Annotated in this window: 11 protein-coding genes; 3 read left to right on the top strand and 8 right to left on the bottom strand. The window is 64.6% G+C overall.

Annotated features, from left to right (window positions below; genetic code table 11):
* Nucleotides 1-17: 17 nt before the first annotated feature.
* From QMG25_RS01275 to QMG25_RS01260, 4 genes are all read right to left on the bottom strand, one after another.
* On the bottom strand, nt 18-1,730 hold the full coding sequence (locus QMG25_RS01275) for a sialidase family protein (protein WP_283456493.1): 1,713 nt from the start codon (nt 1,728-1,730) through the stop codon (nt 18-20).
* Nucleotides 1,731-1,820: 90 nt separating this feature from the next.
* Nucleotides 1,821-2,804 (bottom strand): aldo/keto reductase, encoded by a 984-nt coding sequence (locus QMG25_RS01270; RefSeq protein ID WP_283456491.1) that lies wholly within the window; start codon nt 2,802-2,804, stop codon nt 1,821-1,823.
* Between the two features lie 508 nt (nt 2,805-3,312).
* On the bottom strand, nt 3,313-3,939 hold the full coding sequence (locus tag QMG25_RS01265; protein ID WP_283456489.1) for a response regulator transcription factor: 627 nt from the start codon (nt 3,937-3,939) through the stop codon (nt 3,313-3,315).
* The gene (locus tag QMG25_RS01260; protein ID WP_283456488.1) at nt 3,936-5,225 is read right to left on the bottom strand and encodes a sensor histidine kinase; all 1,290 of its coding nucleotides are present in this window, start codon (nt 5,223-5,225) and stop codon (nt 3,936-3,938) included. The genes QMG25_RS01265 and QMG25_RS01260 overlap by 4 nt, the downstream gene beginning before the upstream one ends.
* 186 nt (nt 5,226-5,411) lie before the next feature.
* Here QMG25_RS01260 and QMG25_RS01255 point away from each other — a divergent pair, with 186 nt between their 5' ends.
* The gene (locus QMG25_RS01255) at nt 5,412-5,843 is read left to right on the top strand and encodes a hypothetical protein (RefSeq protein WP_349307098.1); all 432 of its coding nucleotides are present in this window, start codon (nt 5,412-5,414) and stop codon (nt 5,841-5,843) included.
* 59 nt (nt 5,844-5,902) lie between these two features.
* Here QMG25_RS01255 and QMG25_RS01250 read toward each other — a convergent pair whose 3' ends face one another.
* From QMG25_RS01250 to QMG25_RS01240, 3 genes are read right to left on the bottom strand one after another with little or no spacing between them, the layout of a single operon-like run.
* Entirely contained in the window at nt 5,903-6,562 is a 660-nt protein-coding gene (locus QMG25_RS01250) for a pentapeptide repeat-containing protein (protein WP_283456486.1), read from the bottom strand.
* A 52-nt stretch (nt 6,563-6,614) separates the two neighbouring features.
* Nucleotides 6,615-7,058, bottom strand: a complete 444-nt coding sequence (locus tag QMG25_RS01245; protein WP_283456484.1) for an ASCH domain-containing protein — start codon at nt 7,056-7,058, stop codon at nt 6,615-6,617.
* Nucleotides 7,055-7,948 carry a DUF4031 domain-containing protein gene (locus QMG25_RS01240; RefSeq protein ID WP_283456482.1) on the bottom strand — a complete coding sequence of 298 codons (894 nt, stop codon included), beginning with the start codon at nt 7,946-7,948 and terminating at the stop codon, nt 7,055-7,057. Before QMG25_RS01240 ends, QMG25_RS01245 begins: the two co-directional genes overlap by 4 nt.
* Nucleotides 7,949-8,062: 114 nt before the next feature.
* On the opposite strand from QMG25_RS01240, the gene QMG25_RS01235 reads away from it, so the two are divergent.
* On the top strand, nt 8,063-8,752 hold the full coding sequence (locus tag QMG25_RS01235) for a ubiquinone/menaquinone biosynthesis methyltransferase (protein WP_283456481.1): 690 nt from the start codon (nt 8,063-8,065) through the stop codon (nt 8,750-8,752).
* Nucleotides 8,753-8,804: 52 nt separating this feature from the next.
* On the opposite strand, the gene QMG25_RS01230 is transcribed toward QMG25_RS01235, so the two are convergent.
* Nucleotides 8,805-9,563, bottom strand: coding sequence for a MerR family transcriptional regulator (locus tag QMG25_RS01230; protein ID WP_283456479.1), 759 nt, complete (start codon nt 9,561-9,563; stop codon nt 8,805-8,807).
* 161 nt (nt 9,564-9,724) lie between these two features.
* Between QMG25_RS01230 and clpB the strand changes: the two genes are divergently transcribed.
* Nucleotides 9,725-12,340: an ATP-dependent chaperone ClpB gene (gene clpB, locus QMG25_RS01225; RefSeq protein WP_283456477.1), complete on the top strand. Its 2,616-nt coding sequence runs from the start codon at nt 9,725-9,727 to the stop codon at nt 12,338-12,340.
* Nucleotides 12,341-12,403: the final 63 nt, after the last annotated feature.

Raw genomic sequence — 12,403 nt, 5'->3', positions numbered from 1 at the left:
CGGAGCGGCCAGCAGGGTCAGCCTGCCGTGCTGCTGGCCCCCGACGTTCCGATATCCCCTGAGGCAACGTCAAAGGTGAAGGCCCGGCGGGCGCAGGCTGAGCTGGAACCAGTATCAACGCCCACGGTGAACACCAGCGTCAACGACGTGGCCGCCACATCCGTTTCAGTCATCGTGTAGGTGGCCGCAAAACCCCGGACCGCACCGGCATCCAGCGGCTCCCAGTCAACAATGGTTTCCCCGGCAGCTGCACCTCCGGCCGACGCGCCGCCAAACGCAGGTCCGCGTTTGAAAGGCACACCACCATCCACCAGATGGCCAAGGCGCACGGCAACGGAAAGTGCAGCGCCGTCCGCAAAGTCTTCCACGCGGCCGCTGAACGCCAGCACGTCCCCTGCCTTGTAGCCAGGAACCACGGAGCCGTAATTCACGTCCTGCGACTCGCGGTTGGAGAGGACTTGCGGCATATCCGCAGAATAGTCCTGCCCCACTTCCTTCCACGTGGCGGGATCCCAGTCCCCATCGGTCTGGGCCAGCACAAAGCTCTCGCCGACGCTCTCCCAGACGGCGGGCCGGCCGGGCGTGATGGAACGCAACACCACGCTCAAGCCGACTGCGCCCGCCATGGAGGTGTCGGCGTCGTGCGTCAGGGCAGCGGCGGGGGAAGCCAGCAACTCCTCTGGCTCCACAGTGGTGAACACGATTTCCTGGTAGCCCTGGCGCTCGTACAACACCCCGATGCGGCCGCTGGGCAGGCGGGTGGCGGTGGAATACTGCGAACTTCCCGCACACAGCACGACGGCGAAAGGCCACGTTGCCCCGTCGTCCTGCGACAGCTTCAACAGGGTGTTCCGGCGCAACAGGGAGTCGTGGTTGTGGGTGGCGATAAGCCAGTGTTCGGTCTCCGGGCTCGCCAGCGAGGTTACGTTGGGCAGGCCGTCAAAGCGCGCCACCGAGCCGTTGTCGCTGGGATCGGGCAGCTCGGGATGGGGCTGGGCGGGGGAGTAGGACTGGCCGCCGTCGCTGGAGACCGCCGTGAGCCTGAAAGGGGTGGCGCGCGAGTGCATGAGCAGGCTGCCGTCTGTGCGGGCGACCACCTTGTTTTCATTGCCCCCGGCGATCAGTTCACCCAGCGTCCACGTGTCGCCGTGGTCGTCGCTGTACGCGCTGGCGGACAAGATCTCGCCGTGGAACAAGACCACAAACTGCTGCACCAGACGACCGGTGAACGCGCCGGTGTGGATTTGGATACCCGCGCCGGCGGCGGCAAACAGGCCTGTCATGCCGTCGCGCTTGAGCATGCCGGTGAGGCGGCGATGTTCCCAGGTGGCGCCGTCGTCGTCGGAAAAACTCAGGTCCGCGTGCTGGATGGCGTCCTCGTCCTCCAGCCCCGCAACAGCTTCAAAGAAGCCCGCGTGCGTGCCTGCCGCATGGAACATAAAAATGCGACCGGTCGCCGTGTCGACGAGCAGGCTGGGGTCGCCGTAACCGTCGAGCCCGCTGCCTGTCCGCACCGCCTGCTGGGGGCCCCACGTGTGCCCGTTGTCGGTGCTTCGGCGGATGAGCAGGTCGATGGGGCTGGGCAGGTCGTCCAGATTGGGGCGGCCGTCATAGGCGGCGAGGATGGTGCCCCGTGTGGACACGGCCAAGGCGGGGATGCGGTACTGGCGGTGTCCGGCAACGCCGCGGCGCGCAAGAACATGCTCACAAGAGGTAGGACGTAGGTTCACGTATCAAGTCTAGGCGAGAGGGTCCGGGGATGGAACCCATCCCCGGACCCACGGACGCCTGCCTGCCAGGCTGGACTGCTTGCTGGGGGGTTACTTGTAGACGGACTTCAGGCCGGCTTCGTCGTAGCGGGTGCCTGCGATGCTGCCGGCAGGGGCTGCGGCTTCCAAGGCGGCAAAGTCCTCCGCAGTGAGCACGACGTCCGCTGCGGCCACGTTTTCCTCCAGGTACTTGCGGCGCTTGGTGCCGGGGATGGGCACAACGTCCTGCGCCACGACCCAAGCCAGGGCCAGCTGCGCGGCCGTGACGCCCTTTGCAGTGGCAAGTGCGGTGATCTGCTCCACCATGGACAGGTTTGTGGCCATGTTTTCCTGCGTGAAGCGCGGCATTCCCCGGCGCCAGTCGTCGGCGGCGAGGTCGTCCTCGCTGGTGATGCCGCCAGTCAAAAGGCCCCTGCCCAGCGGCGAGTAGGCAACGTAGCCAATGCCAAGTTCCCGAACCGTCTCGAGCACGCCGTTGCTCTCCGGGTCCCGCTCAAAAATGGAGTATTCGGTTTGCAGTGCCGAGATCGGGTGGGCGGCGTGCGCGCGGCGGATGGTCTCCGGGGCAGCCTCGGACAGGCCAAGATAGCGGACCTTGCCTTCCGCGACGAACTCGGCCATGGCGCCCACCGTCTCTTCAATCGGGATGTTGGGATCCACACGGTGTAGGTAGTAGAGGTCCACATAATCCGTATTGAGGTGGCGCAAAGACCGTTCCAGAGCCTTGCGGGCATAGGCGGGGCTGCCGTTGACGGGGCTGCGGGAGCCGTCGTCGGCAACTTCGCTGCCAAACTTGGTGGCCAGGGCGTACTCGCCGCGGCGATGCCCAATGGCCTGACCGATGAGCTGTTCGTTGAGGAACGGCCCGTAGACTTCGGCCGTATCGATCAAGGTGACGCCCAGGTCAAGGGCCCGGTTGAGCGTGGCCGTCGACTCGACGTCGTCGCGCTCGCCGTAAAATGCGCTCATGCCCATGGCGCCCAGTCCCTCGACAGAGACCTCAAGCCCCTGACTGCCCAATTTCGTTGTTTTCATGGTGTTACACGCCTTCCCTTGAATGTGTCTCCCCGGATGCTCTCCAGGCGGGTGCTGCCTTCAAAAATGCTGCCGTACTTTGGGCTGCGGGGCAAGGGTATCCGGGGGCAAGCGGCTTTATGGTGCGCTCAATTCTCGTCCAACGTGATCCTGAGGCTGGAGGAATAGGCCCCGCCGGGCGCCTCCGCTGGCGCGTCGGCGACGGGCTGGGTGCCCGCACAGGCCACACGCGTGTGGCACGGAAAGCAAACCCGTCCTGGTCGGCGGACTCCCACTGGAACTCGACCTGCTGTCCCGGCAACAGCGTCCTGTGGCCGACGATGGCCACGTCGGCAAAATGCGCCCAGCAGCCGCCAGGGGTCGGCTCGCTGTCGATGACTCCCCAGCCGTCTTCGTCGTTCCATGAGCGCACGGTTCCCTGGCTTGCCATCCCTGTGCCCGACATCCGGTGGTCTGCCATGTCGCCAGCGTACGGCACTGATATCGGCTCCGCCACGGTCGGCAGCGATCAAATCCAGCCTTGCTGCCACGCTTTCTCGGCTGCGTCGTGCCGGGAGGCGGCGTTGAGCTTCATGATGGCCGAGGACAGGTAGTTGCGCACGGTGCCGGGGGACAGGTGCAGCCGTTCGGCAATTTGTGCCACGCTGGTGGTCGACCGGCTGAAGCGCAGGGCATCCAGCTCCCTGTCGGTTAGCGGGCAGCGTTCCGCCGTCAATGCCGCTGCTGCGATCTCGGGGTCGATGTAACGTTTGCCGGCCGCCACATCCCGGATCACATGAGCCAGGTCTTCCGCGGGGGTCGACTTCGGCACAAAGCCGGAAACCCGCGATGCCAAGGCACGCCGAAGCACCCCGGGACGGGCATGGCGGGTGACGATGATGACCCGGGTGTCCACGGTGGACAGGATGCGCACAGCCGCCTCCAGCCCGTCCGCCCGCGGCATCTCCAGATCCAGCAGGCAAATGTCCGGCTCGCAGGCCAAGGCAAGCTCGGCCGCCGTCTCGCCGTTGTCCGCGCTGGCCACCACCTCAATGTCCGGCTCCAGGCCCAAGAGCGCCTCGAGTGCGCCCCGGATCAGATGTTCGTCGTCGGCAATCAACAGCCGAATGCGCCCGGGTCCCTGTGGTTCATTCACGCAATTGTTCCTTTGCCGGGGACCCACACAAGAAATTCAAAGCAGTCGTTATCCGTGGTTGTTGTCAGGGTTCCGCCCAGCGCCCCGACGCGCTCCCGCAGGCCGGCGAGGCCTGAGCCGGGAGTCCGCGTCGAGGGGGCTTGGCTCGCCACCCCGTTGTTGCTGATGGACAGGGTGAAGCCGTGCTCGGCATCGGCCAGTGCGATGGAGACCCGGGTGGCGTTGCTGTGGCGGAGGATGTTGGTGGTGGCTTCCCGAACGGCCATGGCCAATGTCTGGCGGGCGGCAGCGGTGCCGGGCAGGCTCCCCGCCGCCAGCTCGCACCGGGCGCCGGCGGCCGTCAGCACCTCGCAGGCATTTTCCAGCTCGTTGTCCAAGGCAATCTCGCGGTACCCGGACACCAGTGAGCGGGTCTCTTCCATGGCCTGCTTGGCGATCAGCCGCGCCTGGTGGATATTTTCCCGCGCAGCGTCGACGTTGACGGTCAACAGCCGTTCGGCCAGCTCGGACTTGAGCGCAATGACTTGCAGATGGTGCCCCTGGATATCGTGCAGGTCAGCGGCAAAACGCAGCCTTTCCTGAGCCACGGCAAGCTCCCCGGCCATTTGGCGATGCCTGTCCAGCTCCACCACCACCCGCCACCACCACAGGCTGCTCAACAGCACAAACGGCATGAAGATGGCGTAGGCGAAGAGCATCCAAGTGCCGGGGTCGGGCGGGAAGCCGGAAGCCTGCCCATTCAAGACGAAGCCGGCCGCCGGTTGCAGCAGTGAAATAGCGAGCCCGGCCGCCAAGGCCAACCACCGCTGCCGTTGGGGCAGCAGGCAAGCCAGCAAACAAGCTGCCAACCAGAGGGGCAGCGCTGTCAGCATGGCATCGGCGGGCGTCAGCAGGCCCAGCAGCCAGACCCCTGCCGACGGGACCAGCAGGGCAATGGTCCAGGCAGGGCCGGGAAGTCCGCCGCCCAGCCCTGCCCGCAGAAACCAGCAGTAGCGGATCTGCGTGGCCACAGCGCAAACCAGGGCGGCAAGCAGGAACCCGGTGACGACGTCGTGCTTGAGCGAAAAATCCTGCAGGACCCCGGCGACCAACGTGGCGTCGAGCGCCAACAGGATAAAAACGATGGAACCCAGCGTGTAGGCCCAGGTGGTGTTCACGCTGCGGCCGGGAACCTGTGACGCCGGAGCCTGCCTGGCGGAGGCCTGCGTGGCGGGGTGCGGCGAGCCGGTCTGGCTGCCGTCGTCCAGCTCGAGCAAAGCTGCAGGGGTGGTGGCGGAAGTGGGCATGCTGCTCAGTCTAAAGCAATGACATTTGTCATGGTCCCGCCGTGGAAAAGCGCTGGTGGAAGGGTGACAGCAACGCACTACAGCCACCCGGACGGCGGCGACAGAATTGAATCAACAACGTTTCCGCACCATGAAAGTAGTCACGATGATTGAATCAATGCAGGCGTTCACGGCTTCCCTTCCCCCATGCTGCAGTGGGTCGGGGTGCTGCTGGTGGGAGCCATTCCGTTTGTGGAGTCCTACTTTGGTTCCGTGGTGGGCGTGCTGGGCGGGCTGAACCCGGCGGTGGCCATTGCCGCGGCCGTGGCGGGGAACATTGTCTCCATGCTGATAGTGGTGCTCAGTGCGCACGGGGTGCGGGCCAAGATTGCTGCGGGGAAGGCGCCCAAGGAATCGACCCCCCGCCGGCAAAAGCTGCGCGCCGCGTTCGACAAATACGGCGTGGCCGGGGTCAGCTTGATGGGCCAGACCATCCTGCCCAGCCAGATCACCTCCGCCGCCATGGTTTCCTTCGGTGCCCAGAAGAACGCCGTTATCCTCTGGCAGGTCATTTCCATCATCATTTGGGGCACGGTGTTCGGCGTGCTGGCCAGTGTTGGCGTCTCGCTCGCCGGCTGAGCGGTGCGCTGACGGCGAGGCGCCCGACGGGACGATGGGGGCGTTCCCGGCGACGGGCTCTAAGCCAGGGTGATGCCCAAATGTGCTGCCAGGGTCGGGGCCAAGAGGCTGAGCTGGTAGTCGTCCATGACGGTCCCGGCCATTGATCCCACGCCGTTGAGAGTGCGGAAATCAGTGCTGCGGATGTCAAAGTCCTGCAACGTTGCCTGCAGGAGGTCAAGGGTTCCGATCCGGCAGTTCTTCAGGGACAACCGGGTGACCGTGGCGCCGCCCAGATCCAGTTCGTCAATGATGCAGTCGCTGATTTGCAGGTCGGTGATTTTTGCGGAGCGCAGGTTCAAAAAATCCAGTTTTCCGCCATCAATGCGCACATTGGTCCAAGCACTGTCGTACAGCTCCGCCGATCCCCACCGCGGTGCAGTGATTTGAACATCCCGCCAGCTGCTCCGCGACGCCTTCAGTACCGGGGCGAAACTGTCGGCGAGGATGACGTCACGGAACCGCACGCCACGCATTTGGGCGTTGTGGAACGTGGCGCGGTGCAACTCGCATTCCAGAAAGTCCGTGGAGGTGAGGTCTGCGCCGGCGAAGTCCGTTCCGTCAAAGAGCTGGCCGTCGTGGCTGTCCCCGGAACTGAAGAATCGGTCTTCGTTGGGTTCGAGGCCCTTGAGTGTGACGGGGGAGAGGCGGGGTGCGCGGGGAGCGGGTTTTGAAGCCATGCCACCACAGTATCCGTCTGCGCAGATGGGAGGATTCTGCTACCCACCCGGCTCAGGAAAGCCGGGAGACCAGCTTGAAACGTTGCAGCACCAGCACGGTGTCGTCATCCACCGTGAAGTCAGGGTCGCCCATGGCATTGCGCATCTCGGCGGAGTGCCAAAAGTGTTCATGTCCCTCCCGCCACTGTGCCACGGTGGTGTCGCCCTCTCCTTCGTCGATGACGTGCTGCAGGTCGACGTCCGCCAGCCGGGCATGGCGAACCTCCGTGGTTTCAATGACGGCAACCCCTTTGCCGTCCGAATCAACTACCACCTCCCTTTGGCCAATGACGGGCAGCTCCTCCTGCTCAATCTCATATTCAATGAGTGTGGTGGTGGTGGACGTCTTGGACCCGTCGAGGATCGCCGCCACCAGTTGATCGCGCAGCGGCCCGGGGAATGCGAACTCTGCAATGGCCATGGACGGCATGCCGGGCAGGGAAATGAAGTCAGTCACGGGGAAAGCCTGCTTTCGTTGTTTTGGTTCAGTTGTACCAATTCTTGAGTGAGATTCAACCGCGCCTGGCTGGCCCACAATTCGCGGCCCCTCTGTGTGTGAAACAGTGGCTCCAGTGCCAACAATCGGCGCACGACGACGGCCCTTCCCTTGGCGAAATCGTTCGCCGACACGTGGGCATAGTCCTGGCGGACGCCCGAAACGTAGCGGAAGTATGCGTCGGGCGGTCCACCCAGCACAGCTAGGTCGGCGTCGCACAGGAGGTGCCCGGCCTCGTCTGCCGTGGCAGGGGAATGCGTGGCGGTCAGGCGGACAAGACGGGCGATCTCGGCGGCTTCACCCGGCGAAACTACGCCTTCAAGACTCAACTGTGCCAAGACTGCCGAGTCTTCCTCGTCAGTGGCGGTGCCGCGGTACACGGCGTCGTGAAACCATGCGGCCAGCGCCACGGGCCGTGGCACGTTGCGGTGGGCAAGCTGATCCAGGGCCTCCAACACTGCCAGCAGGTGGGTGGCGGAATGGTAGTGCCGGTGCGGTTCGTTCCAGCAGGCCAGCAGCTCCGTTCCCAGCTCGACGTGGTGGGGCATGAGCGCATTCCAGCGCATTTCCAGAACCGATCCCACGGACTTGATGCGGTACTTGGCCCTGATTCGCAGGCCTGAGGTGATCAGGGTGCGGGCCAGCTCCTTGCCGGAGAGCGGCGCTGCCCCCGCCGCGACCAGTTTTTTGTAGAGTCGTTGCGGGACGTCGTAGTGGTCAAGGTCGAATGCTCGTTTGGAGATGCCGTTGGCTGCGGCAAAGTCGTGGAGCTCGGAGACGGAGGTGTCCGAAATCAGGTGCGAGAACACCGTGCCGTGCGCCGGCCAATAGGGCGGATCGATGAAGATCATGGCCCCAGTTTAGGCCGGTGTGGCCGGGGAGCCGGCTGCTCGGCGGATAGGGTCCCGGCGGTGCGGCCCGCATAGACTCGTTTCAGTCCAGCAAACCAAGTGAAGGCCGGCGCAATGCGAAACGAAGACTCTACTGTCCAGGCCACTTTCAACGGCATCGCCCGGCGCTATGACTTGATGAACCGTCTCATGACATTGGGCTCCCACAAGCGCTGGTGCCGGGAGTTGGCGCAATGTGCCACCTCCGGCGGAGGCGATAACTTTCTGGACCTGGCCACGGGGACCGGTGTCATCGCCAGGGCCGTCCGCGAACAGAGCCCGGAGAGCGCCATCATCGGGGCGGACTTCTCCGCGGCCATGCTCGCGATGGCCCGCAGCATCGAGGGCAATGCGGGCATTGACTGGCAATTCGCCGACGCCCACGAGCTGCCCTTCGACGACGGCGCCTTCGACGCCGTCACGCACGGCTACCTGCTGCGCAACGTCAGCGACTTGGACCAGGTCCTTGCCGAACAGTTCCGCGTCCTCAAGCCCGGCGGCGTCGTCGCAGCGATTGAGACATCTCCGCCTTCCGGCCTTCTGGGCCCGTTGGTGCGGCTGGGCATGCGGGTGGTGGTGCCGACGCTCGGGACGCTCATCGGACGGGATCGGGGCGCCTACAAGTACCTCGTCGAGTCCACCCTCGGCTTCATGGGGCCCGAAGCGCTGAGGCGCCGTTTTGAGCGGGCCGGTTTCACCGACGTCCACGTCAAGGCCAAACTCCTGGGCACGAACATGATTTGGACTGCGCGCAAGCCCGGCTGAGCGGGTCAGCTCGAAGGTCGCCTGCCTTGGCCGGAGCTGGCGCCGGCCCCGCCTAAAGTTCCCGTTCCACATGGATGGCCAGCGCGTCGCGGACAAAGCCGGCGCCTTTCGCCCCGCCGTAATTTGCGGCGAACCGGGCATCGGCCACATACATTTCTGCCACACCCAGCACGTAGCCGCGAACATCCCCGTCGGGCTTGGCCGCAGGTGTTCCCGGGATGGATGCCAGCCACTGAACGTGGCGCCTGGCCAAGCCCTGCGCCGCTGCAGAATCAGGGGCTGCGCCACTGGCGCATGCTGCAATCCATGCACCGTTCAAGGTTGCAACGTTTTCTTTCCACAGCGACTTCCCTGCGGAGTCCTTCCCGCGCCAATAGGCATCGCTGTCGGCGTAGGCTTCCTTGCCCCAACGATCTTCCACCTCCTCCCGGTACTGCGTGTGGTCAAAGCCGTCGAACATGTTCCCAGTCATGGTTTCCTCTCCTTTTGAAACGGTTTCAATGGTCCTTTCGACGGCTGCTATCTGCCGCCCGAGCCGTTCCTGTTCCGCCCGCAGCAAGCTGACGTGGCTTAGCAATGCCCGTGCCGGGGTACTCTGATGCGTCAGAACTTCGGCAATGGCAGGCAGGCCCAGCCCCAGTTCCCGCAGCAATAAAATGCGTTGCAGCCGCACCAGGGCCGCGTGGTCGTAGTGGCGGTAGCCGTTGCCGGCAATCCGGGTGGGCGGCAGGAGTCCGATCGCGTCGTAGTGACGCAGGGTGCGGCTGGTGGTGCCCGTCAGGGTGGCGACTTCTTGGATTGAAAGGTCCATAAACTTCAGCGTAGGGGTTGACGTTGCGTCAAGGTCAAGGGGAATTTTTGCCAGCGATGGAATCGCGGGAATAAACCCTCCCAAAGTAAACTTGAGCGTAGTAGACTCAACTTTATAGAAGTGACCAAGCAGCGCACGCTGCTCGACCGAAAGGACCCCTCTTGGACGCCAAATTCACCACAAAGAGCCAGGAGGCTCTTTCCGCCGCCGCCATGAACGCCTCGACCGCCGGCAACCCCACGGTGGAGCCGGCCCACCTGCTCAAGGCACTCATGGACCAGCGCCAGGGCGTGGCCGTCGCGCTCCTGAAGGCTGCTGGCGTCGACCCCGACGAGGTCAGTGTCGGCGCCAGCACCGCCATTCGCAACCTCCCGTCGTCGTCCGGGACCTCCGTGGCGCAAGCCCAGCTCAGCCGCAACACCCTGGTGGTGGTGGCGGCAGCCCAGCAGCTGGCCGAGCGCATGGGGGACAGCTACGTCTCCACCGAACACCTGCTGCTGGGGTTGGCGGACGACGCCGGAGCTACAGGGGGTGCCCTGCGCACGGCTGGTGCCACGAAGGCTGCGCTTGATGCCGCGCTGCCTTCCGTGCGCGGCGACGGCAAGGTCAGCAACCCGGATCCGGAAAACACGTTCCAGGCGCTGGAGAAGTTCGGCGTGGACATGACGGCCGTGGCACGTTCGGGCAAGCTTGACCCCGTGATTGGCCGAGACGCGGAAATTCGCCGGGTGGTGCAGGTTTTGAGCCGTCGGACGAAGAACAACCCTGTGCTCATTGGTGATCCCGGGGTCGGGAAGACGGCTGTTGTTGAAGGCCTTGCCCAGCGCATGGTGGCCGGCGACGTGCCTGAATCGCTGCGCGGAAAGTCCTTGATCAGCCTTGACCTCTCGGCCATGGTGGCCGGTGCAAAGTACCGCGGCGAGTTTGAGGAGCGGCTCAAGGCGGTGCTGGAGGAAATCAAGGCCTCCGACGGACAAATAGTCACGTTCATCGACGAAATTCACACTGTGGTCGGCGCCGGCGCTTCCGAGGGTTCCATGGATGCCGGCAACATGCTCAAGCCCATGCTGGCCCGCGGCGAACTGCGCCTGATCGGTGCCACCACCCTCGATGAGTACCGCGAGAACATTGAAAAGGACCCGGCGCTGGAGCGCCGCTTCCAGCAGGTTTATGTGGGCGAGCCCAGCGTTGACGACACCATCGGCATTTTGCGCGGCCTGAAGGAACGCTACGAGGCGCATCACAAGGTGGCCATCGCCGACTCTGCCCTGGTCGCAGCGGCCACGCTGTCAAACCGCTATATCAGCGGTCGACAGCTGCCCGACAAGGCCATCGACCTGATGGACGAGGCGGCATCCCGACTGCGCATGGAAATTGACTCCGCCCCGGAAGAGATCGACCAGCTGCGCCGCTCGGTGGACCGGCTGACCATGGAGGAACTTGCGCTCAGCGGCGAGACGGATGCCGCCTCGATTGAAAGGCTCGATGCCTTGCGCGCCGACATGGCCGACAAGAAGGAGGAACTCGCAGGGTTGAACGCGCGCTGGGAAGCTGAAAAGGCGGGCCTGAACCGCGTGGGCGACCTCAAGGCCAAGCTCGATGAGTTGCGCTCGGTGGCGGACAAGGCCCAGCGCGACGGCGACTTGGAACGGGCGTCCCGAGTTCTCTATGGTGAGATGCCCGCCGTCCAGCGTGAACTCGACGCTGCCGCCGCAGAAGAAGAATCTGCCGACAAGCTTGATCTAATGGTTGCCGAAGAGGTCACGGCCGATGACATCGCGGAGGTTATTTCAGCTTGGACCGGTATTCCTGCCGGGCGCATGCTGCAGGGTGAAAGTGCGAAGCTGCTGCAGATGGAGCAGGTGATCGGTTCCCGGTTGATCGGCCAGAGCAAGGCCGTGACTGCCGTGTCCGACGCCGTCCGCCGCGCCCGTGCCGGCATCAGCGACCCGAACCGCCCCACCGGCTCGTTCCTGTTCCTGGGCCCCACCGGCGTGGGCAAGACGGAGCTGGCGAAGGCGCTTGCCGATTTTCTTTTCGACGACGAGCGGGCCATGATCCGCATCGACATGAGCGAGTACTCGGAGAAGCACTCCGTATCCCGGCTGGTGGGCGCCCCTCCCGGATATGTCGGTTACGACGAGGGTGGGCAGCTGACCGAGGCCGTGCGCCGTCGTCCGTATTCGGTGGTGCTGCTGGACGAGGTGGAGAAAGCCCACCCGGAAGTCTTTGACGTCCTGTTGCAGGTGTTCGACGACGGCCGGCTCACGGACGGGCAGGGCCGCACGGTGGACTTCCGAAACGTCATCGTGGTGCTGACTTCCAACCTGGGCTCACAGTTCCTGGTCAACCCAAACCTGGCCGACGAAGACAAGCACAAGGCGGTCATGGCCGTCGTGGAGTCGTCCTTCAAGCCTGAATTCCTCAACCGCCTCGATGAGATCGTCATGTTTGACGCGCTCAGCATCGAAGAGCTCTCGCGGATTGTTGAACTGCAGGTGCAGGCGCTGGCCGCCCGCCTGTACGAGCGCCGGCTGAGCCTTGAGGTGAGCGATGCCGCAAAGGCGTGGCTGGCGATGACCGGTTACGACCCGGCATACGGTGCACGTCCGTTGCGCAGGCTGGTGCAGCGGCAGATCGGCGACCGGCTGGCAAGGGAGATCCTGGCCGGTGCCATTGTCGATGGCGACACCGTCGTGGTGGACACGGCGGAGGACTTTGACGAGCTGGACCTGGATGCAGCCAGCGGATCGGGCTTGACCGTCAGCCGCAAGTAGCCGCACCGGCGCCTCGAACCCATCGCCGGTGGTTGGCTTGCCGAGACCAAGATCTGGACAAGC

The organism is Arthrobacter sp. H35-D1 (assembly GCF_030063185.1).
Lineage (GTDB): Bacteria > Actinomycetota > Actinomycetes > Actinomycetales > Micrococcaceae > Specibacter.
This window is presented reverse-complemented; position numbering and strand designations above follow the sequence as displayed.

Excerpts from the sequence above, each read along its gene's own strand:
- QMG25_RS01270 (WP_283456491.1), bottom strand. The coding sequence starts at position 2,804 with ATGAAAACAACGAAATTGGGCAGTCAGGGGCTTGAGGTCTCTGTCGAG.
- QMG25_RS01260 (WP_283456488.1), bottom strand. The coding sequence starts at position 5,225 with ATGCCCACTTCCGCCACCACCCCTGCAGCTTTGCTCGAGCTGGACGAC.
- QMG25_RS01255 (WP_349307098.1), top strand. The coding sequence starts at position 5,412 with ATGCTGCAGTGGGTCGGGGTGCTGCTGGTGGGAGCCATTCCGTTTGTG.
- QMG25_RS01250 (WP_283456486.1), bottom strand. The coding sequence starts at position 6,562 with ATGGCTTCAAAACCCGCTCCCCGCGCACCCCGCCTCTCCCCCGTCACA.
- QMG25_RS01240 (WP_283456482.1), bottom strand. The coding sequence starts at position 7,948 with ATGATCTTCATCGATCCGCCCTATTGGCCGGCGCACGGCACGGTGTTC.
- QMG25_RS01235 (WP_283456481.1), top strand. The coding sequence starts at position 8,063 with ATGCGAAACGAAGACTCTACTGTCCAGGCCACTTTCAACGGCATCGCC.
- QMG25_RS01230 (WP_283456479.1), bottom strand. The coding sequence starts at position 9,563 with ATGGACCTTTCAATCCAAGAAGTCGCCACCCTGACGGGCACCACCAGC.